This window comes from Mycobacterium sp. (assembly GCF_019247635.1).
GTDB lineage: Bacteria > Actinomycetota > Actinomycetes > Mycobacteriales > Mycobacteriaceae > Mycobacterium.
In genome coordinates this window covers 1-25,121 of record NZ_JAFBAR010000074.1, presented here as the reverse complement: position 1 = coordinate 25,121, position 25,121 = coordinate 1, and the positions used below count along the sequence as shown (strand labels likewise).

The following is a 25,121-nucleotide window of genomic DNA, read 5'->3' as shown; positions in this document are numbered from 1 at the left end:
TTTGGGATTCCGCTGGGCAGGGTGCCCGGGTTCGTAGCCGTCTAATCCCTCGCCAAGTGCGAGCACTGCCAGGACCGAAGGCGTGGCGGCACGTCAGACGCGCATTATCCGCCGAGTCCGGCGGTTGCCTAGGCTCTAAGGGGGTAATCGGAAGTGGTGGTTCAGGCGACCAACTCAAACGGCGGATTGCTAGGTGTAGTGGCGATCGGTGCCTCAGCCGGCGGAGTTGAGGCGCTGACGAAACTGGCCGCCGGGTTGTCGTCCGACGTGCCTTACGCCTATCTGATGACTTTGCACATGCCGCCTGGTGCACCCAGCCTGCTGGCTCGCATCGTCGACCGCAGCGGTCCGTTACCCGCTGCCACCGCCCAACACGGCGACAGTCTGCAACCGGCTCACATCTACGTCGGCAGCCCGGACCGCCATCTGCTGGTCGCCGATCACCGAGTGGTGCTGTCGCAAGGACCGACCGAGAACGGGCATCGGCCCGCGATCAACGCGCTATTCCGTTCGCTGGCATTGGCTTTCGGACCACGTGGCATTGGGATCCTACTGTCGGGCGTGCTCGACGACGGCGTATTGGGGCTGGCAGCGATTCAGTCGCGCGGGGGCACCACGATCGGGCAATCACCCGACGATGCGTTGTTTCCTGCCATGCCGACCAAAGCGCGAGATGCGGGCGTACTGGACCACCAGGCCGCCGCGGCCGACATTGGGCAACTGCTCAAAAAGCTGTCGCACCGAGAGATCGAGGAGCTGAGGATGGAGCCTGATGCCGGAATGGAGTTGGAGAATCGCATTGCGATGACGCCTCGTTTCTCAACCGACTTCGATACCCAGGAACTGGGCCCGCCGTCGGGATACACGTGCCCGGACTGTAACGGATCGCTGGTGACGCTGGGTGAGGAGAACTTCCGGTGCCGGGTGGGTCACGCCTGGTCACCCGAGGCTCTGCTGGCCGCGCGCGACGGAGAGGTCGAAAACGCGCTCTGGGTCGCCCTGCGCAGCCTGCAGGAAAAGGCGAAACTCGGCCGGCAATTGGCCAGCAACGCCGGTCACGGGTTGCTGTTTCGGCGTTACACCGCGTTGGCCGAGGAATCCGAACACGCCCTGACAGTGCTGAGCGAGCGGCTGTCGGGACACTCGCCGCCGTTTGGGGATGTGGGTGGCTGAATCCGGCCCCCAAATCCGGGTCGACGTCGAGCACCAGCACCGGACGTCGGTCCTGATCGTCGACGGAGTGCTGGACAGCACCACCTATCGTGGCCTGCGTGACGCCGTCATCAAGGCGGCGCTGGACGAGCCGAGCGCCGTTATCGTCGATGTCGACGGTTTGTCCGTACCCGCCGCATCGGCGTGGTCGGTGTTTACCAGCGCTCGCTGGCACGTTAGTACCTGGCCGGATATTCCAATCCTGCTCGTGTGTGGGTATACGCGGGTTCGGCGGGTGATCGCCGCCAGCGGCGTGGCCCGGTATGTGCCAGTGCACCCCAGCCGGGAATCCGCGTTAGATGCCGTCGGCAACGGATCGTTACACGGGCGGCGGCGGCGCGCGCGGGTCCGACTTCCCGCCAGCGCGGCGAGCGTCGGCCGTGCCCGAGAAACAATCGCCGACTGGCTCACGGTCTGGGGCCAGAGCAACCTCATCGCGGCGGCCGGGACGGTGGCCACGGTCTTCGTCGAGAATGTCCTCAGCCATACGGACAGTGCGCCGGTCTTGATTGTCGAGGCGTACCAAGACGCCGTAACCGTCGCGGTCGAGGACTGCAGCGCGCGTCTGCCGGTACGGCGTGAAGACGCCGCCGGCGGCATCGACAGCGTGTCCGGGTTGGCTATCGTCGAGGCGGTCTGCCGCGCGTGGGGTACTACGCCAACGCCGTCGGGAAAAACGGTGTGGGGTCTGGTCGGTCGTGAAAATCAGCTCTGACCGCGAGTAGTGTTCAACTCTCTCGACGAACGCACTTCGAAGGGGCGTCATGGACGGCACAACCGACGAGGCCTTCGAGGCTCTACTGCGCTACATGCGAGATTCGCGTGGTTTCGACTTCACGGGTTACAAACGCACTTCGCTGATGCGCCGGGTCCGCCACCGGATGGACCATGCCGGGTACACCTCGTTCGAGGAGTACCTCGACGTGTTGCAGGCCAGCTCGGACGAATTCGCGGCCCTTTTCAACACCATCCTCATCAATGTGACGGGGTTCTTCCGTGACCCGGATGCGTGGGAGTTCGTCAGCAAAGAGGTGATCCCGCGGATACTGGCCGAGCGTGGGCCCAGCGATTCTATTCGGGTGTGGAGCGCCGGCTGCGCATCCGGGCAGGAAGCCTACACGCTGGCGATCTTGCTGGCCGAGGCGTTGGGACCGGACGAGTTTCGGCAGCGCGTCAAGATCTACGCCACCGACATCGACGAGGAGGCGTTGGTCGAGGGGCGCCATGCCTCCTATGATTCCCGAGGCGTCGAGTCGGTGCCCCCGCATCTGTTGTCACGCTATTTCGAACAGGTCAACGGCCGCTACGTTTTTCACAAAGACCTTCGCCGTGCGGTGATTTTCGGTCGTAATGATTTGGTGAAGGATGCCCCGATCTCCCGCGTCGACCTGCTGGTGTGCCGCAACACCTTGATGTATCTCAACGCGGAAACGCAGCGAAACGTGCTGGGGCGGTTGCATTTTGCGCTGAGCCCGCAAGGCAAGTTGTTTCTCGGGCACGCCGAAATGCTGTTGAGCCATAGCGATCGGTTCACTCCGCTGGACCTCAAGAACCGGATCTTTCTCAAGGCGGCCGGATCCCGTGGCGCGCTGGATCGCTACGACCCCGCGGCAGCCTTCTACGACCGGCATGGTGACTTGCCCGGTCTAACCACCGTGCGCGAGTTGGCTTTTCGCGCGAGTCCGGTGGCGCAGATCGTGATCACCGGTGAAGACACCGTCGCGATGATCAACCAGCAGGCGGAAACCATCTTCGGGCTGTCGGCCCGCGACATCGGCCGGCTGCTGCGGGATCTAGAGGTTTCGTACCGGCCGGTCGAATTGCGAGCCTACCTGGAGCAGGCCAGGGTGGAGCGCCGATCCGCGCGCATTCAGGACGTCAAATGGCAACGACCAGGATCGGAGACCGCATGGTTCGAGATCCACGTCAATCCGCTCGTCGACGCCGAGAATGGTTTGCTCGGTGTGTCGATCGTGTTCTTCGATGTGACCGCGACGCGCGCCTTGCTGGACAAGGTTGTCCAAACCAACCGCCAGCTCGAAGCGGCCTATGAGGAACTGCAATCCACAAACGAGGAACTCGAAACCACCAACGAAGAGCTGCAGTCCACGGTGGAGGAACTCGAAACCACCAACGAGGAGTTGCAGTCGACCAACGAAGAACTCGAAACGATGAATGAGGAGCTGCAGTCCACCAACGACGAACTCCACACGATCAACGACACGTTGCGCGAACGCAGCCTGGAATTGGACCACGCCAAGACCTTTCTGCATTCGCTGATCAACTCGGTCCAGCCGGGCATGGTTGTGGTCGACCGGGAGATGCGGGTCGTGGTGTGGAACCGGGGCTGCGAGGAGCTGTGGGGTCTGCGGGCCGATGAGACGACAGGACAGCGACTGACGGCACTGGACATCGGACTCCCCATCGAAGGCGTTCGGCCGTTGATTGGCAACGCCTTTGTGGACCCGGACAGTCTCGGCGACGCCGTGGTAGACGCCGTTAACCGGCGCGGCCGGCCCACCAAGGTGCGGGTTACCTGCACCCCTTTTCGTTCGGACGAGGGGGCCGTCGATGGCGCGCTACTGCTGATGGAGGTAGTGGAGTAGTACCGAGAAACGTCACTCCGGCACATCGAAGAACGAGCTGCCATCCTCGGGCGTCCCATCGATCTGGCCGCGTACGCGCCCATGTACGGTCGGATCGATGCGGTCCAGCTCGTCGTCGCTGACGACCTCGACAGCGCTACCCGTTTGGCGATCGCGCGCATCTTCAGATGGCCGATTTTCCTGCAGATCGTCAGGAACCTCCGCGGCAAGTCTCTCGTCTAGCGAATCGCCGATGTCGGGCTCGAGCCAGTGATCGGGCGGCTCAACGACCTCGTCGCCGTCTTTGTTGCGCACTTCGTCGGAGTCAAGGCTTTCGGACGGCTCCGGAATGTTGTCGCTATCGCTTCCACCACGGCCGATTGCCCGGCATGGTGGCGTGGTAAACCTTGCGCGACCCGAGGCCGTGCTACGCCAGCGTGCTCGTTGCGGCTCGGCCCTGCGGGCGGGTGTTCATGGCATCGAAGGCAATCGGAAGCGTTGTGGGCCCGGACAGTTCGGTCGGCGGCCGCCAGGGTGCTCGGCCGGTGCGACGGGGATTGGACATGCGCTGGGTAATGACCCGCAGTGCCTCGGTGAGTTCGACTCTGGCCAGGTGTGCCCCCAGGCAATAGTGCACGCCGCCGCCGAACGTCAGCATGGCTGGAGCGGCCTCGCGGGTGATGTCCAAGCGGTCGGGATCCTCATAGACCGCCGGGTCGCGGTTTGCCGACGCCGTGTTGGCGATGACATACGCGCCTGCCGGAATCAGGACACCGCCGAACTCGACGTCCTCGGTAGCTACGCGCAACGCAGAGAAGACGATCGGGCTGTGCCGGATCAGCTCTACGACCGCTTGGGGCGCCAGTTCGGGATGCTCGGCGAGCAACGTCCACTGGTCGGGGTGCTCACATAGCACTTGTACCGCGGCGGCAAGCTGATTGCGCGTGGTGTCGGTGCCGGCGTTGAGCAGGATGGCTACCAGGTTGACGAGTTCGGAGTGAACGAGCTTGTCCCGGTCATCGCCGGCGCAAATGAGTTCGGAGATCAGGTCGTCGCCCGGTGATCGGCGCCGCCGCGCAATCAGCTCCTCGACGTAGCACTCGAGCTGCTCCCACGCCGCCACGATCGACGACTCCTGCGCGGCTACGTTGCCACCGAAGGCACCGCTGATATCGGCGGCCCACGACGAAAACAATTGCCAGTCGTCGCGCGGGGCGCCCAGCAACGCGCAGATGATCGGAACCGGGTACGGCCTGGCGATGTCGCTGACGATGTCGCAGGCTCCGTCGGCCACATGGGCGTCCATTAGTTGGCTGATGACGTCGAGGCATGCGGTCCGCATCCGCTCGGCGGCCCGCGGGGTGAAGGCCCCGGCCACCAGCCGCCGCAACCGGTGATGTTCGGCGCCGTCGAGACTGATCAGCAGTTTGCAGACACGGTCCCAGACCGGCCCCGAGGTGATGCCCTGCACCACCAGGCCGATTCCCTGCGGCACGGCAAAGCGGTTATCCCGAAGAACGCTGCGTACCAGGTCATACGTCAGCAGCTCGGGCCCGAATGGGCCCATCGCGATGGGTCCCCGCTGGCGGGCCTCGCAGATCAGGCAGTGGACTTCGCGCGGCTCCAGCGCATCGTGATACGCGATGGGGGGTAATGGCAGGTCAAAGATGCATGGGCTGTCGACGCCGACGGTCATGGCGGGCTCCTCCGAGTGGTCTTGCTCGAACCTTCGGGGCCAACTTTCCGACCAACTCGGAAGGAAACCATCGGGATAATTGCGAATATTTGCGGCGTCGGCATGCCTACCTACGCATCGCCGCCGAGGAAAGTATTAGCGATTTCGCTGATGTTCTGCGATCCGCGTCACCGCATCCTGGCTACCATGAGCGCAACTGAGTGGAGCGACGTTGGTGTGAGTGAATTGCCCACCGGGCTGCCGACCGGAACTGTGACGTTGCTGCTGGCCGATATCGAGGGATCGACGCGGCTGTGGGAGACCCAGCCCGAGGAGATGGCCGCCACGCTGGCGCGGCTCGATCAGACGGTGGCCGGGGCGATTGCTGCGCACGACGGTGTTCGTCCGGTGGAGCAGGGTGAAGGCGACAGCTTTGTGATCGCGTTCGGCCGCGCGTCGGACGCGGTGGCCTGTGCCCTTGACTTGCAGCGGGCAACGCTGGCGCCGATCCGGCTGCGGATCGGCTTACACACCGGCGAGGTTCGACTACGCGATCCAAAAGATCCGACCAACTACATCGGCCCAACCATCAACCGGACCGCGCGCATCCGCGACCTGGCCCATGGCGGCCAAACCGTCCTATCGGGCACCACCGAGGACCTGGTCATCGACCAGCTACCCGCCGACACCTGGCTAACCGACCTCGGCAGTCACGCGCTGCGCGATCTGCCCCGCCCCGAGCGCGTGGCGCAGGTGTGTCACCCCGACCTGCGCAACGACTTCCCGCCGTTGCGCACACAATCCAGCGTCGCGGCGCATAATCTGCCGGCCCAGCTGACGAGTTTCGTTGGGCGCCAAGCGGAGATCGGCCGCCTGCGTGACGCGCTGACCGGTAATCGGCTGGTCACCCTGATCGGGGCCGGCGGCGTCGGCAAGACCCGGCTGGCGGTGCAGGTGGCCGCTGAGATGGCCGACGAGTTGGCCGACGGCGTGTGGTATGTCGATCTGGCGCCCATCACGGCCGCGGAGGTGGTGCCGGTGACGGTGGCCCGCGCGCTGGGGCTGCCCGACCTGCCGGGGCGCTCGACGATGGAGAGTCTGCTGCGGTTCGTCCGGGACCGGCACATGCTGATGTTGCTGGACAACTGTGAACACCTGCTCGACGCCAGCGCAGCACTGGTCGCTGCCCTGTTGCCCGAGGCCCAGCGCCTGACCGTGCTGGCCACCAGTCGTGAACCCGTCAACATCACCGGGGAGGCAACCTGGCAGGTGCCATCGCTGTCGCTGGCCGACGAAGCCGTCCAGCTGTTCGCCGAGCGCGCCCGCCTGGCCCGGCCTGATTTCGTTGTGACGGAAGCTAACTCGACGGCGGTGGCGGAGATTTGCCAGCGCCTGGATGGCATGCCGCTTGCGATTGAGCTCGCCGCCGCCCGTGTGCGCGCGTTGTCGCTCACCGAGATCGTCGATAGCCTGCATGACCGCTTCCGGTTGTTGACCGGGGGTTCACGGACCGCCGTCCGCCGCCAACAGACGCTGCGTGCGTCGGTGGATTGGTCGCACGCGCTGCTGACCGAGACCGAACGAATCCTGTTCCGCCGGCTGTCGGTGTTTTTCGGCGGATTCGACCTGCCCGCAGCGCAGTTCGTATGCGGCGATGCCGATGTCGAGCGTTATCAGGTGCTCGATCAGCTCAGCCTGCTCGTCGATAAGTCGCTGGTAGTGGCGGACGACACCAGCGGTCGGACGCGATACCGGCTGTTGGAGACGGTGCGCCAATACGCGCTGGAGAAGCTCGGCGAGTCCGGGGAAGCCGACACCGTACGGTCCCGCCACCGTGACCACTACACCTCGATAGCGGCGCTGCTTGACGATTCGACGCGGCCCGACTACCAGCAGTGCCTCGATCAGGCCGTACTTGAAATGGACAACCTCCGCAATGCGCTCGGGTGGAACCTGGAAACCGGCGACACCGAGCTGGCCTTGACGTTGGCGTCGTCGTTGCGACCGGTGTGGCTGACGAGAGGTCGCGTGCTGGAGGGCCTGGCTTGGTTCCACGTCATACTCCCCGACTATGACCAGCCGGTGGAGGTCGCACCGGCGGTGCGCGCGCGGGCGCTCGCCGACGAGGCCGTCCTGAACGTGCATGATGGCGCCTCGCGTAAACGGATGTATCGCGCGCAACGCGCGGTGGAGATCGCCCGCGAACTCGATGACCCGGCACTGCTTGCCCGGGCGCTCACGTCGTGCGGGTCTATCGCGGGTGCCGGGTACGACCCCGATAATGCGGCGGTCTATTACGCCGAGGCGATCGAGTTGGCTCGGGTCCTCGACGACCGGTGGGCGTTGAGCCTGGTCTTGAGCTGGCGGACGAACACGGCGATCAGCACCGGTTACCCGTTGGCGGCGCGCGAGGCGGCCGAGGAGGGGCGCGACATCGCCGACGCGATCGGGGACCGATCGAATTCACGCCAATGCCGGTGGGCAATCGCGGTTGCGAATCTCCTGCAGGGCGACGTAGGCACCGCCATATCACAATTCCGCGAGGTGGTCGCCGAATCCGAGGAGGCGCATGACGAGATCCTCCGGCCGATCAGCTTGATGATGCTGGGCATAGCTCTGGGCTACCACGGTGAGCTGGACGCTGCCCGCGCCACGGCCGATGTCGCGTTGGAGGGCGCCGCCGGTCTTGGGGAGTACTTCGTCGGGATGGCCTACGCGCAGTTGTCCCAAGTGCACGTGGCGGCGGGTGATGTCGAGGCGGCGCATCATGCCAGCGAGGCGGCATGGCAGGCCCTGCATGTGGCCCAGCCCGAAATGGCCGCGGTGCAGCGCTCGTTCAATTCCACCGAGGTGGCATTGGCGCGCGGTCAGCTCGCGGTGGCGCGCGAGTTTGCCGATACCGCTGTCTCGCTGGCGACGGGCTGGCACCTGGTCGCCTCGCTGTCGGTGCGCGCCCGGATCGCCGTCGCGGAAGGTGAGCGAGAAGAGGCCGAACGCGATGCTCACGAGGCGCTGGCTCGTGCAACGAGCATCGGCGTGTACCTGCACGTCCCGGATACCCTCGAGTGCCTTGCGGGGTTGGCGATCAGCGAGGGCAACCACCCCGCGGCGGCACGCCTCTTCGGCGCGGCAGAGGCTTTTCGCAGCCGGATGGGACTGGTGCGCTTCAAGATTCACGATGCCGGCTATCAAGGCTGGCTTACCAAGTTACGAGATGCCATGGCAGAAAGCGCTTTTGATTCCGCTTGGGCCGAGGGTGCGGCGTTGAACATCGACGAAGCGATCGCCTACGCGCAGCGTGGCCGCGGCGACCGCAAACGCCCCGCCAGCGGTTGGCCGTCGCTGACGCCGGCCGAACGCGATGTCGCTCGTCTGGTTTGTGATGGTCTTGCCAACAAGGACATCGCCGCGCGGCTCTTCGTCTCCCCGCGCACCGTGCAGGCCCACCTGACGCACATCTACACCAAGCTCGGCATCACATCCCGGGTCCAGCTGGTCCAACAGGCGCCCCGGCCGGCCTCCGAAGGTGGCATCCTGGCTTGATGGGGTTGGTGTTCCGCTTGGTCGAGCTGCTGATCCTTATCCTGCCGCTGATCGGTCTGCTGCGCGTCGGCCTCAAGGCTTTCTCGGCGGCCGGTAAACGCAGAGACGCCGCCAACGACGCCGCCGATCCACCCCGTGAAACGACCGTGCAGGACGACGCGTCGCAGTGGCGGACGATCACGCGCGCCGTGGCGGCCCACGAACGCACGGACGCGCGGTGGCTGGAGTACGAGCTCGACGTGGCCAGACTGCTCGACTTCCCGACCATGACCGATATGCGTGACCCCCTGACGACGGCGTTTCACAAGGCCAAACTGCGCGCCGATTTCCACAAGCCGGTCCGGGCAGAAGATCTGCTCGACGACCGGGATGCCGCGCGCCAGTACCTCGACGCGGTGCAGGACTATGCGACCGCGTTCGAGGCGGCGGAATCCGAGGCGATGCGCAGACGCCGAAGCGGCTTCTCGCCGGCCGAACAGCAGCGACTGGCACGCGCCCAGAGCCTGCTGCGGGTTGCCTCAGACGCCGCCGCCACGCCGCAGGAGCGTGACCGCGCATACGGGCTGGCGCGAACCGAACTCGACGGCCTGGTCGTGTTGCCCAGCAAGACCCGCGCCGGCATCGAACGCGGAATCGCCGGCGAGATCGACGGTTAGGTCGACGCCCGCGAGCAGACGCAAAATGGCGCTGTGCCCCCGGGATTTGGGTGCTTTTGCGACTGCTCGCGGAAACTAGCGCAGGCGCACCAAACGTGTCGTGCTGCTTTCGTCGAGTTCCACAAGGTCGCTGCGTGATCGCAGGAAGTCGCTGAATGACTTGAAGCCCAGCGACTTTTCGCTGAACGAGGGGTTCATCCGTTTCATCTGAGCCTTGACCGCTGAGTTGTGTAGCCAGTCGGCGTCGTCCTTCTCCTGGCCTATCCGAAGCGCGCGTTCGAGCAGTCCGGTGGCGGCGAGCTGCGGGTCGGGTGGCTGCGGCTCCTCGTCGGGCGCGGGCTCGGGTTCGGTGCCGCTGCGTCGACGCTTCTTGGGCTCCGCAGCCGGGGCGACGGCGGGGGATATCCCGGGCAGCGCGTCGTAGGTGACGAATTCGTCGCACGCGGCCGCCAGCGACTGGCTGCTGGCTCCGGCCACACCGATGCCGACGACATAACGGCCAAGGCGCTTGCAGCGCTGGGCCAGAGCGATGTAATCGGAGTCGCCACCGACGATCACCACGTGTGTCAGGTCCGGCAGCCGGAACATGTCCTCGACGGCATCGACGGCCAGCCGGATGTCGGCCCCGTTCTTGCCATACGCCGCCGCGGGAAACAGTTGCACGAGGTCGACGGCGCGGCCGACGAGCTGGCCGTGGTAGTCGGCGTTCACCTCGGCCGACCAATCCGCGTAGGCGCGGGTCAGCACGAGGGTGCCGAATGACGAGGCAAAGTCGACGATCGCGCCGAGGTCGACGGTCGCCTGCCGCAGCCGGTCCTTGGCCAAGCCCTTGGCCTTATCGCGGTGGAACGTGTTACGGCCGTGCACCTGTTCGTAGCGAGAGATGACGATGTTGTCGAAATCGAAGTAGACGGCCACACGGGTCGCGGCGGGTTCGTTCATGGTGTGCCCAAGTTAAGAGATGGATCCCCGGGCGGCAAGACCGGTGCGGAGCCGATGGTGCCCACCCGCCTGTCGGCGAGCGTGCGCGGAATGCCACGATTGCCGGCGTGTCGTCGCACCAACACGCACGCTCGCGGGGGCCGCAGGGAGGGAGGCGGCCCAACTTTCTGGTGATAGTGGCCGACGATCTCGGGTTCTCCGACGTCGGCGCCTTCGGCGGCGAGATCGACACGCCCAATCTGGACAGGCTGGCCTACGCCGGTGTCCGGTTCACCGATTTTCACGCGGCGCCGGCCTGTTCGCCCACCCGGTCGATGCTGCTGACCGGAACCGATCATCACGTCGCCGGCATCGGCACGATGGCCGAGGTCACGCCCCCCGGCTTTCGGGGTCCCCCCGGATACGAGGGATACCTGAACGACCGGGTCGCCGCGCTGCCCGAGCTGCTGCACGACGATGGTTATCTGACGATGATGTCGGGCAAATGGCACCTGGGCAGCACGATCGACAGGTCGCCGTGGGCGCGTGGGTTCGAGCGTTCGTTCGCGTTCCTGCCCGCCGGGGGCAGCCATTACGGCGGCCCCGCCGCGGCAGCATTGTCGCCCGTGCCGACCCTTTACGCCGAGGATGACAACTTCGTCACGGTCGGCGACGATTTCTACTCGTCGGACACCTACACCGACACCCTGCTGCGCTATTTCCGCGAGCGTGCAGCGGACCCTGAAGACCTGGAGCGCCCGTTCTTCGCCTATCTGCCCTTCCAGGCGCCGCACTGGCCGCTACAGGCACCCGACGAATCGATCGCGAAATACCGCGGCCGCTACGACGCGGGGCCGGACGCGCTACGCGAGGAGCGGTTGGCCGCGCTCAAGCGGCTCGGCCTGTGCCCGCCCGATGTCGTGCCGCACCCGGTCGTCGCCGACGGCGCCCCGGACTGGGCCGACATGACGGACGCGGAACGCGCGCATTCGGCCCGCAGCATGGAGGTGTACGCCGCCATGGTGGACCGCATGGACTGGAACATCGGGCGGGTGCTCGATCAGCTGGAGCAGACGGGCGAACTCGACCAGACGGTCGTCATCTTCCTGTCCGACAACGGTGCCGAGGGCGCGATCGTCGAGGCGATGCCGCTGCTGGGTGAACGCATCGTTGCGCACATCGAAAAGCACTGCGACAACAGCCTGGACAACCTCGGCCGCCCCAACAGCTTCATCTGGTACGGCCCGCGCTGGGCACAAGCCGCCACCGCGCCGTCGCGCCTGCACAAGGCCTTCACCACCGAAGGCGGGATCCGCGTCGTCGGATTTATCACCTGGCCGGGCTTCGCCCGGCAATCCGAGATCGGTACGGCGTTCACCACCGTCATGGACATCGCCCCGACCGTGCTGGAATTGGCCGGCACCGCGCACCCCGGGACCGTCTACCGGGGCCGTGAGGTGGAACCGATGCGTGGCCGCTCCCTGGTGCCGTATCTGTCGTGCACGGTCGAGAAGGTGCATGACGCGGACACCGGAACGGGCTGGGAATTGTTCGGCCGCCGCGCCATCCGCCAGGGTGATTGGAAGGCGCTTTATCTGCCTGCGCCGTATGGCCCGGGCGCGTGGCAACTTTACGATCTCTCGGCCGACCGGGGCGAGATCGAAGACCTTGCGGCCGCGCGGCCCGACAAGCTGGCCGAACTGTTGGGCCTGTGGGACCGCTACGTCGCGGACAACGGCGTCATCCTGGACCCGCTCTCGGTTTTCGACATCGATCCCGAAACGCTCGCCGCTGCCGCTACAAACGTTGAAGCCGAACAGGTTTCGCCGGACGATCCGCCATCTGGACTCGACGGTTAATGGCGCAGACAACCACGTGCGCGATTATCGGCGGGGGCCCCGCCGGGATGGTTCTCGGGTTGCTGCTGGCCAGGGCCGGTGTGGACGTCACCCTGCTGGAGAAGCATGGTGACTTCCTGCGCGACTTTCGCGGCGACACCGTGCATCCCACAACGCTGCGGCTCCTTGACGAGCTGGGCCTGTGGGAGCGCTTCGCGGCCCTGCCGCACAGCGAACTTCACCAGGCGTCCTTCGAATCGAACGGCCGCTCGGTGACCTATGTCGACTTCGGACGTCTGCGTCAACCGCATCCCTTTGTGGCGATGGTGCCGCAGTGGGACTTGCTCAACCTGCTCGCCGAAGCCGCCCAAGCCGAACCGAGCTTCACCTTGCGCATGAGCACCGAGGTCACCGGGCTGCTCTGGGAGGCCGACAAGGTCAGCGGCGTGCGTTATCAAGCGCCCGACGGCCCCGGCGAGCTGCGGGCCGAACTGACCGTCGCCTGCGACGGCCGCTGGTCGGTCGCGCGTCGCGCGGCGGGGCTGAAGTCCCGCGAGTACCCGGTCAAGTTCGACGTGTGGTGGTTCCGGCTGCCGCACAAGGAAGATGAGGACACGCAATTCTCCTTCCTGCCCCGCACCGGTCCGGGTAAAGCACTGGGCGTCATCCCGCGCGAGGGCTACTACCAGATCGCTTACATCGGACCCAAGGGTGCAGATGCCGAGTTGCGGGCTAAAGGCGTAGCCGCCTTTCGCCGGGACATCGGCCCGTTGTTGCCGGACATGGCCGAGTCGGTGGCGGCACTGACGTCCATGGAGGACGTCAAGCACCTCGACGTCCGGGTGGATCGGCTGCATCGCTGGCATACCGGCGGGCTGCTGTGTATCGGCGACGCCGCGCACGCGATGTCTCCGCTGGGTGGCGTCGGCATCAACATGGCGGTCCAGGACGCGGTCGCGGCCGCGACCCTGTTGGCCGAGCCGCTGCGCCGGCACCGGGTCACCGATCGCGACTTGGCGGCGGTGCGCCGCCGACGGCTGTTTCCCACCGCGGTGACCCAGGCGGTCCAGCGGATGCTGCAGCGGGGGCTGCTGGCTCCGCTGCTCCGCGGCGAGGACCCCAGGCCTCCCGAAGCGCTATTCCGTCTGGTGGAGCGGATGCCGTGGCTGTCGCTGATCCCCGCCTATTTCATCGGAGTCGGGGTTCGGCCGGAGCGCGCTCCGGCTTTCGCGCGCCGCGGATCCGGCGACTGCTAGCGTTCACTTCGTGTCGGAAGGCGGGGCACGACTGCGGATCGGGATTCTGGGCGCGGCGCGGATCGCGCCGCTGGCCCTCATCCGGCCGAGCAAGGACAACGCCGACACCGTCGTCGCCGCGGTGGCCGCGCGGGATGCGGCACGCGCCCGGGCGTTTGCTGACAAACACGGCATCGCCCGCGTGCACGACAGTTACGAAGCATTGATTGCGGATCCGGATCTCGACGCCGTGTACAACCCGCTGCCGAACGGCTTGCACGGCCGGTGGACCCGTGCCGCACTGGCCGCCGGCAAACACGTGTTGTGCGAAAAGCCGTTCACCGCGAATGCCGCGGAGGCCCACGAAATCGCCGGCCTGGCCGCCAAGTCGGATCGGGTGGTGATGGAGGCATTCCACTACCGTTACCATCCGCTGACGCTGCGAGCCGAGCAGATTATCGCCTCGGGTGAATTGGGCACGCTCAGGCGTGTGGAGGCCGCGCTGTGCTTCCCGCTGCCGAAGTTCACCGACATTCGCTACAACTACGCGCTTGCCGGTGGCGCCACCATGGACGCGGGATGCTATGCGGTCCACATGGTCCGCACGTTCGGTGGTGCGACTCCGGAAGTCGTTTTAGCGCAAGCGAAATTGCGTGATCCCCGGATCGACCGGGCGATGAGGGCCGAGTTGCGTTTTGCGGCAGGGCATTCCGGCAGCGTACTTTGCTCGATGTGGTCATCGGCGCTGGTGCGGATCAGCGCGCGCGTCATCGGCGACGACGGCGAGCTGCGCATCTTCAACCCGGTGATGCCCAAGTTTTACCATCGGCTCTCGGTACGATCGGCCAGCGGCAAACGCGCGGAGCGCTTTGGTCACCGCGCCTCCTACGCATACCAACTCGACGCGTTCGCCGGCGCGGTGCTACGCGGCGAAGCGGTGAAGACCACACCGCAAGATGCCATCGAGAACATGAGCGTCATCGATGCGATCTACCGGGCCGCCGGACTGCCGCTGCGCGAGCCCTGTTGAAACTCAGCCGGATAGCAGGCGACGGGCGGCGTCGACACAGGGCCGCAACCGGTCGATGGGGCTGACGCCGGCTAGGGCGAGTGTGCGCTGCGGCACCTCGATCTCGATCACGACGTCGGGGGGCAGCGCGGCGACAAGGTCGCCCAGCGGAAGTTCGCCCGCACCCGGAACCATGCGTTCAAACATGGCTTCCTCCATGTAGTTATCGCCCCGGGGCTGCAGCGTCGTGTCGTTGAGCTGGGCGTAGCCGATGTGCGCGGGATCGACGGCGGCGACGTCGGCGGCCCCGGATCCCGACCGAATCAGGTGCATGGTGTCGATGAGTAGCCGGAATTCAGCCCGTCCCACGTGTTGTCGGGCGGCGAGCGCCGTGGCGAGGTTGCCGACGGTCAGACCGGGCACCGGCTCGACGAGCGTCTGAATGTTGCGTTGAGCGGCAAGCTCGGTCAGCGCGGCAAACTGGTCGAACGTGCGGCCGAGGTCAGAGTCGAGGCTGACGGTATTGATACGCGCTACGCCGAGTTCGGCGAGGACATCGAGATCCGGGGCGAATGCGCGCATGTCGGCCTCGGGCAACACCAGGAACCCGTCGCCGAGCGTGATGGTCACGCCGCGGTGCCGCATGGCCGCGAGCAACTTCCTGCGCAGCGCGTCGTCCTTTAGTGAGAACGCCGGATAGCCCAGCGGCACCAGCGCGGCTCCCTGGACGGTGGTGGAGATGTGGGAGCATCCGAGATCCGCCGCGACGTCGACGAACTCCACCGGCGGGAGGCCGAAGACGCTGAGTTGGCCGAGGGCAAGCCGGTCGGTCCGCACCGCGGGGCACATCCGACCACTCTGTCATCCGAAAACTACGATCACCACCTTCGCTTAGAAGCCCTTGCCGCACAGCGGCATTCGCCGACGCTGCCCCCCCGGCCACGAACCTTAGCAGCCGCGCTTTGCTGACACTACGAATATAGAGTAGTGTCTTGGCCCGAGATGGCAATCGACAAACGACGCAAGCCCAATCCCGCTGAGCGCCGCCGCGATTTGTGCGACACGGCCATTCAGCTGTTGGCCGAGGACGGTGCCAAGGGTTTGAGCCACCTGAAGGTGGACCGCAAGAGCGGCGTCCCGGACGGCACCACGTCCTTCTACTTCCGCACCCGGTCGGCGCTGTTGCGTGCCGTGGCCGAACGACTGGTCGAACTGGACCTGGAAAGCCTGCAGTCCGTCGCCGACAGCGCCGGGGTCCAGGGCGGTCGCGCCAACCGGCGCTCGCCTTCGCTGCTGTCGCAGGTGGTGCTTCAGTCCGGTAGCGAGCCGGAGCTCTCCCGCACCAGGGTCCGGTATGAGCTGACCATGCAGGCTGCCCGGGACCCCGCCCTGGCCGCGATTATGCAGCAAGGCACCGACGCGTTCACCAAGCTGCATCGTGAGATTCTGGTGCACCTCATGCCGCACGGGGCGGAGCTGGAATCGTCCGTCGTGGACGACCTGAGCAACATCACCCTGACGTTCATCAACGGCCTTCTGCTGCGTTTCGCCTTCGGAGACCGCATCGTCGACAGCCCGGAACAACTCGACGGAATCCTGGCGGCGATCGCCACCGGCATTCTTACAACGCCGAAGAAAGGCCAGCTGACCCGCGCCGACGTGCCACGACCAAAGCGGCGCCGGGCCGCGGCGGCCGGCTGAGCACGGATGGCTACCCAACTCGACGCCGATGGCTCTTGCCACGGCACCCGCCATATGGTTCTCTACGACAATAGAGTAATCCGACGTACACGGGCCGTCGGTGAGCCCGTTTCAGCCCCCGCCCGTGCGCTCGTCAGAGCAAGCGCAGTTAAGCGGAGTGTACAGAGTGCCCGATCCCGAATCCGGCTGCCGTTGTCGAGAGGGAAGCCGGAAATGACGGCGCTAGGAGGGTTTTCGTGACGGCGACTACCGACAGCGATGTTCGCTTCGACCCGTACGACGTCGAGTTGATCGCCGACCCGTATCCGATGTTCGCGCGGCTGCGCGCTCAGGTACCGCTTTACTACAACGCGGAATACGACTTCTACGCGATCAGCCGGTTCGCCGACGTGAACAAGGCGCTCGTCGACCACGTCACTTTCAGTTCGGCCAGGGGCGCGATCCTGGAGTTGATCAAGGCGAACCTCGACATTCCGTCCGGGATGCTCATTTTCGAGGACCCACCGATTCACGACGTGCACCGCAAGCTGCTGTCGCGCATGTTCACTCCCCGCAAGATCAATGCGCTGGAGCCGATGATCCGGGAATTCTGCACCCAGGCGCTGGATCCGCTGGTCGGATCGGGTCGGTTCGACTTCGTCAACGACCTGGGCGCGCAGATGCCGATGAAGGTGATCAGCGCGCTGCTCGGCATTCCCGAAGACGATCAGGAGTACATCCGCGACCGGGGCAACGCCCAGTTGCGTACCGAGGCGGGCAAGCCCATGAGGGCTGCCGAACAGGGCCTATCGGTGGGTGAGCAGTTCGAGGCGTACATCGACTGGCGCGCGGAGAATCCGTCCGATGACATCATGACCGAACTGCTCAACGTGGAATTCGTTGACGAGACCGGCGCCACCCGGCGTCTGACGCGTAACGAGATTCTCGTGTACCTCAACGTCGTCGCCGGCGCGGGTAACGAGACCACGGCGCGGCTGATCGGTTGGGCCGGCAAGGTTCTCGCCGAACACCCCGATCAGCGTCGTGCGCTTGCCGAGAACCCCGGTCTCATCCCTCAAGCCATCGAGGAGCTGCTGCGCTACGAGCCCCCCGCGCCCCACGTGTCGCGGTACGTGACCCGGGACGTGAACTTGTACGACCAGACGGTGCCCGCCGGCAGCGTGATGATGATGCTTGTCGGTGCGGCATGCCGCGATAACCGTCAATTCGGCGCTGATGCAGACGAATTCAACATCTACCGCAGCGCGCGGCCGCACCTGACCTTCAGTGTCGGCGCCCATTTCTGTCTGGGCTCCGCGTTGGCGCGCCTCGAAGGCCGTGTCGCCCTGGAGGAGATCCTCAAGCGCTTCCCCGTATGGGAGGTCGATTTGACCACTGCCAAGCTCAGCCCGACGTCAACCGTGCGGGGCTGGGAATCCATGCCGGCGCTGGTGCTGTGATGACGGGTCGCGTTGCGGGCAAGGTTGCCTTCGTCAGTGGCGCCGCGCGGGGGCAGGGTCGCAGTCACGCCGTGCGCCTGGCGGCCGAGGGCGCCGACATCATCGCGATCGACATCTGCCGGCCGATCGATAATGTGGTGTACCCGGCGGCGACCCGCGAGGACCTGGCCGAGACGGCGGATTTGGTCAAGGGTCACGACCGCCGCATCGTCACCGCCGAGGTCGACGTGCGCGACTACGACGCCCTCAAGGCCGCGGTGGACAGCGGCGTGGAACAGCTCGGCCGGCTCGACATCATCGTCGCGAACGCGGGGATCGGCAACGGCGGCAACAAACTGCACAAGATCCGCGAGAACATCTGGCAGGACATGATCGACGTCAACCTGTCGGGCGTGTGGAAGACCGTGAAAGCCGGTGTGCCGCATTTGATCGCCGGCGGGCAGGGCGGCTCGATCGTGCTGACCGGTTCGGTCGGAGCGATGAAGGCCCTCGCCCACACCGGCCACTACATCGCCGCCAAACACGGCGTGGTCGGGCTGATGCGGGCCTTCGCCGTCGAACTCGGGCAGCACGGCATCCGGGTGAATTCGGTGCACCCGAGCCAGGTCAACACGCCGATGACGATGAACGACGTGACATTCCGCCTGTTTCGGCCGGACCTGGAGAATCCCGGGCCGGAGGACTTCGCGCCGTTCTCACAGATGACGCACACGCTGCCGGTGCCGTGGGTGGAAGCCGTCGATATCAGCAACGCCGTCCTGTTCCTCGCCTCTGACGAATCCCGTTATGTCACTGGCGTTTCTCTGCCCGTCGACGCGGGCGCATTGCTCAAGTAAACACTTACCCAAATAGCCAACGAAGTGGAGACAACTCATGCCTGACTACGACTTCGAAAAGATGAAGCAGGAAGCCGAGCAGTACATCAAATTCGAGAAGGACGTCAAGAACAGGATCGCCTACATCACGTTCGATCGTCCCGATGCGCAGAACTCCACCACGCTGGGCATGCGGCAGAATTACGCCGACCTGATCCACAAGTGCAACGTGGACGACGACGTCAAGGTGGTGGTAATCCGCGGCGAGGGAGAGGATTTCGGTAGCGGCGGGGACCTGCCCGAGCAGCGCGGGATGCTGGAGAACCCGGGCATGCCGCTGCTGCACGAACTTGCGATCAACGACGACGACGTCAGGTACCCGCCGGGAGGCTCGTACCGGTACCTGTCCACCGTCACCGACTTTTACGCCAAGGCCCGCGCGGGCAACCGACCGTTGCAGGAGCTGCGCAAGATCAGCATCATCGAGGCCAAGGGCTACTGCTACGGCTGGCACTTCTACCAGGCCGGCGACGCCGACCTGGTGATCTCTTCCGACGACGCCCTTTTCGGTCACCCGGCGTTCCGGTACGTGGGCTGGGGCCCACGACTGTGGTGGTGGGCCGAGACCATGGGACTGCGCAAATTCTCCGAAATGCTGTTCACCGGAAGGCCATTCAGTGCCAAGGAGATGTATGAGTGCGGCTTCGTGAACAGCGTGGTGGCCCGTGAGAAGCTGGAACACGAGACCCTGAAGTACGCGCTGGCCTGCTCCAAGTCCCGCCCGACGGACACGGTCGCGGTGCAGAAGACCTTCCTGGAGTTGTACAAGCAGCACAAGGGTGAATACTTCGGAAGCCTGCTCACCGGCATGGTCGAGGGCATGCTGCCGATGATCGCCAACGACCGGGAAAACGAGGTCGACCTCACCGGAGGCACCTTCGCCAAGGGCCTCAACAACGTGGTGAAGGACAACGACATGAACTTCCCGCCGGAGTGGCGACTGAGCCGCTCCGGCCGCAAGAAGCCCTGACCGCCTTGCGAGGGCGGGCATGTCGGCGCTGACGGGTTTCACGGTCGTCGAGCTGGCCGAAACGGTCGCGGGGGAGTACTGCGGTAAGCTGCTGGCCGACTTCGGTGCCGAGGTGATCAAGGTGGAGGCCCCGCGCCGCGGTAGCCCCACCCGGGCACTGGCGCCGGTCGTCGCCGAAGGACCCGACGGCAGCGGGCTGTTCGCGTACCTCAACACGAACAAGAAGTCCGTCGTGCTCGATATGACCACACCGGTCGACCTCGCCCGTTTGCACCAGATTTTCGCTGCGGCCGACGCGGTCATCGACGACCATCCGGGCGCGGCGCGGGCAGAACGGCACCCCGGCGTGGTGGTCTGCTCGATCACTCCCTTCGGTCAGGAGGCGGGTGCCGAGTTCGACAATGCCAAGAGCATCAACGTCTTTCACGCCAGCGGCTGGGGGTACCATACGCCCAGCCATGCCGACCCGGCCGATCCGCCGTTGCAGGGACCGGGCCGGTTCCTCGTCGACTACGAGGCGGGTTTGGAGGCGGCGCTGTGCATCTCCTCGGCGCTGTTTCGGCGGCTGCACTCCGGGCAGGGTGAGGTCATCGATATTTCGCAGCAGGCCGTGTTGGTCTCCCGCGCCGACTGCATCCTGGGCCGATTCGTCACCGGCGAGCTACCCGCCGAGGGGTCCCGCGGAGACTACGACCAGCAGGGCCCGGCGGCGTTTTTCCCGTGCGCCGACGGGTTTGTCTACCTGTACATCACCAGCCGCGCGCACTGGCTAGGCGTCAAAGCCCTTTTGCAGCATGCGAAATGGCTGAATGCCTTTGACGACGACTGGCTGGAGTTCTCGGTCACCGCGGAGAAGGTCACGACCTTCCAGCGCGGGTTCGCGGCGTGGGTCCGGGATTTGGCCAAGGACGCCGCTGCCGAGCGCGCGCAGCGTCTGGGCGTGCCGCTGGTACCGGTGAATGGCGCTGCCGATCTCCATGGTTCGCCGCAATACCGCCATCGCGGCTTTTTCCAGCAGGTGCGTCACCCCGTGCTGGGCGACGCACCCTATCCCACCGTTCCTTACGCCCTCAGCGCCACTCCGGCGGCAATCGTCTCTGCCGCACCGACTCTCGGGCAGCACACCGCGCTGATCCGGGATCGCTCGCCGGCGCCGACCGTGAAGACGGCACAACTCAAGCCGCCCGGCAATCCCCGCGGCGGCCCGCTGGAAGGGGTACGCGTCGTCGAGCTCACCAAGGTGTGGGCCGGTCCGTATGCGGGCAAGTTGCTGGCCCTGCTGGGCGCGGAGGTGATCAAGGTCGAGACGGCGTCGAACCCCGAGGAGATGCGCGCCTACGGGGGCACCGACATCAACCACGCGCCGTACTTTTTGAGCATCAACCCCGAGATCCTCAGCGTGGACCTCGATATCAAGTCGGTCGAGGGCATGACGCGGCTGCGCGAGTTGATCGCTCACAGCGACATCGTCATCAACAACCTTCGCCCGGGTGCGATGGAACGGCAGGGCCTGGGATATCCCGAGCTCACGCAGATCAAGCCGGACATCATCGCAGTGTCAATCAAGATGTGGGGCAACGACGGCCCGCTCGGTCACCAGACCGGTTACGCCCCGTGCTTCGCGGCGCTGGCCGGCCTCGCGGCGCTGGTCGGCAACCCCGGCGGGCCCCCGCTCGGCGCGAGCATGCGGTACGGCGATTCGACGGTCGGGGCCGCCGCGGCCTATGCGGCGGTAGTGGCGCTGTTGCACCGCGAGCTCACGGGGACAGGACAATTCGTCGACGTCTCGGCCGTCGAAACTCTGTCCGCGATGATCGGCGACTGCCTGCTCGAACAAAGCCTCACCGGACAAGACCTTGGGCCGGTCGGTAATCACCACCCGGATATGTCCCCACACGGCTGCTACCCCTGCGCCGACGGCTCCTGGATCAGCGTGGCCGTTGCCAATGACGCCGAGTGGGAAAGGCTTTGCGGTGTGCTCGATACGGTGGCGCTGCCCACAGACCCTCGCTATGCGTCGATGAGCGATCGGCTCACGCACGCTCGGGCCCTGGACGCCGACCTCGCGCGGCTGACCGGCGGCCACAACGCCGAGGATCTCGCGAGCCGCCTGCGGGCCGCCGGGGTCGCGGCGGCCAAGAGCGCCACCGCGGTCGACGTGATCGCCGACCAACGACTGTGGGATCGCGAGCTGTACCGCTTCGTCAGCGACCACCGCGAGGGTCAACGCCCGATACTGGGCCCGTCGTGGCGGATGGCGCGCGCCCCGGCGCGGATCGCCCGCGGCGCACCTGCTCTGGGCGAGGACACCGACTACGTCCTGCACGAAATCCTGGGCGCACGAACGGGGGGCAGCGCATGACGCTCACGCGGGCGAACGCATTGGCGAACCACGCGGCACTGGTGACGGGCGCCAGCAGCGGCATCGGTGCGGCAACGGCGAGGGCGTTGGCCGAACAAGGGGCCGCGGTCGCGCTGCTCGCGCGCCGTGCCGAGCGGCTAGGCGAGCTCAAGGCCGACATCGAATCCGCGCGTGGCACGGCGCTGGTGGTGGCTGCCGATGTCACCGATGCCGAACAGGTGGCCGCGGCGGTCCACCGGACCGTGGAGGATCTGGGACGCCTCGACATCCTGGTCAACAACGCCGGCCTGATGCAGTCGGCGCCCGCGGCAGCGGCCTCGCTGCAGGACTGGGACGCCATGGTCTCCGTCAACGTGCAGGGAGTCCTGTACGCCACCCGCGCCGCGCTGCCGCACCTGATTGACGCCGCCGCCGACTCACCGCGCGGCGTGGCCGATTTGGTCACGATCAGCTCGACCGCCGGCTGGGTGGCCCGACCCAACACCGCGGTCTACTCGCTGACCAAATTCGGCGTCAATGCCTTCAGTGAGGGCATCCGCCAGGAGTTGATCGGCAAGCGCGTGCGCGTCGGAGTGGTGGGCCCCGGAACCGTCGACACCGAGATCTTCAGCCATCTGGCCGAAGGCTCCCGGGCGGCCTTCGAGCAACAGACCGCCGGCATGGTCAAGTTGCGTTCCGAGGACATCGCCGACGCGGTGCTCTACATGGTGACCCGGGACCGGCGCGTCGCGGTCAACCATATGCTGGTGCGCGCCGCCGAACAGACCTGGTGAAGTTCGGCGAAGCGCCATAACCGCTACATTGACATCCCATGCCCAGCGCTGCCGAGTATGCCGACGCGCAGGTCGCCGCGGTGCGCGAGGACCCCACGGGGCGCCTGAAACTGATGGGGTCGCTATACCAAGCTGCACCCGGCAGACCCGAGTTGCACCTGCCTTACCGGCGTGCGGCCCTGGCGTTCATGGACTGGGAGCTGCGCCGCGGACTGCTTCGACCGGTATCCGGCGAAAAACCAGGCAGCCCGTGGTGGCGGGCGGTCAACGAGCGGTTGCTGCGCGACACCGCCGAAGCCCGCGGGCATCTGCTGGGTCTCGGCGGGCCGGTGTCCCGCCGAAGCGTCGCGTACTCGATCGAATTCGCCCGCCACCCCTCGGTGCCAACGTGGTACCGCGCGCATAACGCCACCGTCGTGCAGGCCTATCTCGACCACCGCTACCTGGCCGAAGGCGAATCGCGCGTAGAGCGATTCTTCATCAACCTGGTGCTGGTACGGGTGCTCTACGCCCACGCGCTAGTGGCAGCACCCCGTCTGGCAATGAGCTGGCTGTGGCCGGTCGCCCCGCGCCTCGGTGATCCGCGACTGGCAGTGACAGGCATTTTCATGTCCCTGTCGCGGGTGCTGCCCGACCAGTACCCCCTGCGGGGAGATCTGCACCGATATGTCAACGCCGAAAACAGATTTGGCCGGCTGCTCGATATCGGTGTGATCACACCACGGCTCGATGCGCTCTACGCATGGTCCGCGGTGGAACTCGCTCTGCCCGAGATCAGCACTCTGGTAAGGCATTCCGTGCCCGCGTATGCATGGGATTCCAACGACACCGAGGGCTGGCACCAAGAACCCACGGCGGCGGCCCGAGCGCTGCGCGGCCTGTTGCCCGTCCGACGGCTCGAGCCGTAAGGGCACCGCCGAACAGCTGCCTGGGCTTCGCGGCGCTGAAGGAGTGCCTCACCAGGACGGGCCGGTGGTGAGCACGTGGGCGCCGTCTTCGGTGACGTGCACCGTGTCCCGGCGAAACACCGCCCCGACGCCTTCCTGCCACACGTAACCAGTGATCGCCAGCACCATGTCGGCCTCCAGGTGGTCGTGTTCGCCTGCGGCCCAGAGTGTTTCGGAAACCACCGGTGGGTCGAAGCCGAGACCCAGCCCATGCGCGACCGGCATCGGCGGTACCGGTTCGCCGGCCGCCTGATAAGCCGCGAGCAACTCGTGCGTGGACGCTCCGGGGCGGCATGCGTCAATCAATCGGCTATGCAACGCGTTCGAGCGCCGATACAGATCTCGCGTCGCGTCGCCGGCGATCCCGCCCGCGGGATAGGTGCGGCCTGCTTCGGCGACGTACCCGCCCGCCAACGCGCCCGCGGCCAAGGCGACAAGGTCTCCCTCCCGAACCGCGCCGTTCGTTGTACGCGCGCGCCGAAACGGGTGCTCCCGGGAGGTCACCCATGCGGCGTCCTGGGTCGCCGGCGTGCTGACACCGCCCGCGGCCATCGCCTGTAACACGGCACCGGCCAGGCTCCGCTCAGTCACTCCTGGCCGCAATTCGGCCACCGCCATGGCGATTCCGTCTTCGGCCACCCGCAGTGCCCGGGCCATCGCGGTGATCTCATCCGGCGTCTTGACACGCCGCGCCGCGCGCATGGCCGGCTCGGCGTCGACGAGTTCGGCGTTGGGGAACGCCTCGGGAAGCAACGCCGCGAAAGTCGGTGTAATCGCGTCGGTTCCGACCCGGCGCGCCGCATCGGCCCCATCGATTTTCTTCAGGACGTCGATCAGGGTCATTGGGTTCCACGCCAACCCGTAGAGGTGATCGTGACCGATTTCCTCCGGCACCCCCTCGTCGTCGGTGCTGTTGAGGTAGATGTCTCCGGTGGCGCGCACCACGGCGCACATCGGGCCGAATGGGCGGGTGCCGGCTATCCAAAGCTGCGGTGCGCCCGTGATGTAGCGAATGTTGGCTTGTCGGCCCAAAACCAGGATGTCGAGGTCGTGCGCGGCCATCTGTGCCAGCGCGCGTTCCCGACGCGCGATGCGCAGTGCCCGGTGGTCGGGGACTACATCGGTTGTCTTTCGGTCAGTCGCCATAAGGGGAATACGGGTAGTCGGTGATTGGCGTGTAGCCGTCGTCGGTGATCACCACGATCTCCTCACTGCGGTAGCCGCCGGTGCCGTCCTCCCAGACGACCGGCTCCAAGACCAGCACCATGCCGGGCGGAAAGACGAAGTTGTCGTCGAATTCCTCGCCGAGATCCGTTCCGATCATGGGCGCTTCGGCCGGATAGGTGCCGATGCCGTGGCCCAGATAAAAGTGCGGTAACC

21 protein-coding genes are annotated in these 25,121 nt (G+C 66.1%); 15 read left to right on the top strand and 6 right to left on the bottom strand.

Going from position 1 to position 25,121, the window contains the following annotated elements:
• Window positions 1-153: 153 nt before the first annotated feature.
• Genes JO236_RS10945 through JO236_RS10935 form a run of 3 tightly spaced genes read left to right on the top strand, consistent with a single transcriptional unit; the run spans window position 154 to window position 3,818 of the window.
• Complete coding sequence (locus tag JO236_RS10945; RefSeq protein WP_293329517.1) at window positions 154-1,173, top strand: chemotaxis protein CheB; 1,020 nt, start codon at window positions 154-156, stop codon at window positions 1,171-1,173.
• Window positions 1,166-1,927, top strand: a complete 762-nt coding sequence (locus JO236_RS10940) for an STAS domain-containing protein (RefSeq protein WP_293329516.1) — start codon at window positions 1,166-1,168, stop codon at window positions 1,925-1,927. The genes JO236_RS10945 and JO236_RS10940 overlap by 8 nt, the downstream gene beginning before the upstream one ends.
• A 49-nt stretch (window positions 1,928-1,976) precedes the next feature.
• On the top strand, window positions 1,977-3,818 hold the full coding sequence (locus JO236_RS10935; RefSeq protein ID WP_293329515.1) for a CheR family methyltransferase: 1,842 nt from the start codon (window positions 1,977-1,979) through the stop codon (window positions 3,816-3,818).
• A 12-nt stretch (window positions 3,819-3,830) separates the two neighbouring features.
• Here the strand turns inward: JO236_RS10935 and JO236_RS10930 are convergent, their stop codons facing one another.
• Together JO236_RS10930 and JO236_RS10925 are read right to left on the bottom strand one after the other, a co-directional pair.
• A complete protein-coding gene (locus JO236_RS10930; protein ID WP_416362216.1) occupies window positions 3,831-4,112 on the bottom strand; it encodes a hypothetical protein in 282 nt (93 codons plus the stop codon).
• Between the two features lie 112 nt (window positions 4,113-4,224).
• Window positions 4,225-5,493, bottom strand: coding sequence for a cytochrome P450 (locus JO236_RS10925; RefSeq protein ID WP_293329514.1), 1,269 nt, complete (start codon window positions 5,491-5,493; stop codon window positions 4,225-4,227).
• Window positions 5,494-5,718: 225 nt separating this feature from the next.
• Between JO236_RS10925 and JO236_RS10920 the strand changes: the two genes are divergently transcribed.
• Window positions 5,719-9,015: a LuxR C-terminal-related transcriptional regulator gene (locus tag JO236_RS10920; protein ID WP_416362218.1), complete on the top strand. Its 3,297-nt coding sequence runs from the start codon at window positions 5,719-5,721 to the stop codon at window positions 9,013-9,015.
• Window positions 9,015-9,671, top strand: a complete 657-nt coding sequence (locus JO236_RS10915) for a hypothetical protein (RefSeq protein WP_293329513.1) — start codon at window positions 9,015-9,017, stop codon at window positions 9,669-9,671. The genes JO236_RS10920 and JO236_RS10915 overlap by 1 nt, the downstream gene beginning before the upstream one ends.
• 75 nt (window positions 9,672-9,746) lie before the next feature.
• On the opposite strand, the gene JO236_RS10910 is transcribed toward JO236_RS10915, so the two are convergent.
• Window positions 9,747-10,613, bottom strand: a complete 867-nt coding sequence (locus tag JO236_RS10910; protein ID WP_293329512.1) for an NYN domain-containing protein — start codon at window positions 10,611-10,613, stop codon at window positions 9,747-9,749.
• 107 nt (window positions 10,614-10,720) lie between these two features.
• Between JO236_RS10910 and JO236_RS10905 the strand changes: the two genes are divergently transcribed.
• The 3 genes from JO236_RS10905 to JO236_RS10895 are packed head-to-tail and all read left to right on the top strand — an operon-like array spanning window position 10,721 to window position 14,695.
• On the top strand, window positions 10,721-12,451 hold the full coding sequence (locus tag JO236_RS10905; protein ID WP_293329511.1) for an arylsulfatase: 1,731 nt from the start codon (window positions 10,721-10,723) through the stop codon (window positions 12,449-12,451).
• Window positions 12,451-13,686: an FAD-dependent oxidoreductase gene (locus JO236_RS10900; RefSeq protein ID WP_293329510.1), complete on the top strand. Its 1,236-nt coding sequence runs from the start codon at window positions 12,451-12,453 to the stop codon at window positions 13,684-13,686. Before JO236_RS10905 ends, JO236_RS10900 begins: the two co-directional genes overlap by 1 nt.
• A 10-nt stretch (window positions 13,687-13,696) precedes the next feature.
• Window positions 13,697-14,695 (top strand): Gfo/Idh/MocA family protein, encoded by a 999-nt coding sequence (locus tag JO236_RS10895; RefSeq protein ID WP_293329509.1) that lies wholly within the window; start codon window positions 13,697-13,699, stop codon window positions 14,693-14,695.
• Between the two features lie 3 nt (window positions 14,696-14,698).
• Here the strand turns inward: JO236_RS10895 and JO236_RS10890 are convergent, their stop codons facing one another.
• Entirely contained in the window at window positions 14,699-15,523 is an 825-nt protein-coding gene (locus JO236_RS10890) for a sugar phosphate isomerase/epimerase family protein (RefSeq protein WP_293329508.1), read from the bottom strand.
• A 159-nt stretch (window positions 15,524-15,682) separates the two neighbouring features.
• Here JO236_RS10890 and JO236_RS10885 point away from each other — a divergent pair, with 159 nt between their 5' ends.
• The 7 genes from JO236_RS10885 to JO236_RS10855 all read left to right on the top strand — a co-directional run bounded on the left by JO236_RS10885 (window position 15,683) and on the right by JO236_RS10855 (window position 23,702).
• Window positions 15,683-16,375 carry a TetR/AcrR family transcriptional regulator gene (locus JO236_RS10885; RefSeq protein WP_293329527.1) on the top strand — a complete coding sequence of 231 codons (693 nt, stop codon included), beginning with the start codon at window positions 15,683-15,685 and terminating at the stop codon, window positions 16,373-16,375.
• Window positions 16,376-16,611: 236 nt separating this feature from the next.
• Window positions 16,612-17,814 (top strand): cytochrome P450, encoded by a 1,203-nt coding sequence (locus JO236_RS10880; RefSeq protein WP_293329507.1) that lies wholly within the window; start codon window positions 16,612-16,614, stop codon window positions 17,812-17,814.
• The gene (locus JO236_RS10875) at window positions 17,814-18,650 is read left to right on the top strand and encodes a mycofactocin-coupled SDR family oxidoreductase (RefSeq protein ID WP_293329506.1); all 837 of its coding nucleotides are present in this window, start codon (window positions 17,814-17,816) and stop codon (window positions 18,648-18,650) included. Before JO236_RS10880 ends, JO236_RS10875 begins: the two co-directional genes overlap by 1 nt.
• Before the next feature lie 37 nt (window positions 18,651-18,687).
• A complete protein-coding gene (locus JO236_RS10870; RefSeq protein ID WP_293329505.1) occupies window positions 18,688-19,659 on the top strand; it encodes an enoyl-CoA hydratase/isomerase family protein in 972 nt (323 codons plus the stop codon).
• 19 nt (window positions 19,660-19,678) lie between these two features.
• Window positions 19,679-22,021 (top strand): CaiB/BaiF CoA transferase family protein, encoded by a 2,343-nt coding sequence (locus JO236_RS10865; protein ID WP_293329504.1) that lies wholly within the window; start codon window positions 19,679-19,681, stop codon window positions 22,019-22,021.
• Window positions 22,018-22,794, top strand: coding sequence for an SDR family NAD(P)-dependent oxidoreductase (locus tag JO236_RS10860; protein WP_293329503.1), 777 nt, complete (start codon window positions 22,018-22,020; stop codon window positions 22,792-22,794). The genes JO236_RS10865 and JO236_RS10860 overlap by 4 nt, the downstream gene beginning before the upstream one ends.
• A gap of 38 nt (window positions 22,795-22,832) precedes the next feature.
• Window positions 22,833-23,702 (top strand): hypothetical protein, encoded by an 870-nt coding sequence (locus JO236_RS10855; RefSeq protein WP_293329502.1) that lies wholly within the window; start codon window positions 22,833-22,835, stop codon window positions 23,700-23,702.
• 48 nt (window positions 23,703-23,750) lie between these two features.
• Here the strand turns inward: JO236_RS10855 and JO236_RS10850 are convergent, their stop codons facing one another.
• Entirely contained in the window at window positions 23,751-24,887 is a 1,137-nt protein-coding gene (locus tag JO236_RS10850) for a M24 family metallopeptidase (protein ID WP_293329501.1), read from the bottom strand.
• On the bottom strand, window positions 24,877-25,121 hold a 245-nt coding region (locus JO236_RS10845), incomplete at its 5' end, for a M24 family metallopeptidase (RefSeq protein ID WP_293329500.1). The genes JO236_RS10850 and JO236_RS10845, both read right to left, overlap by 11 nt.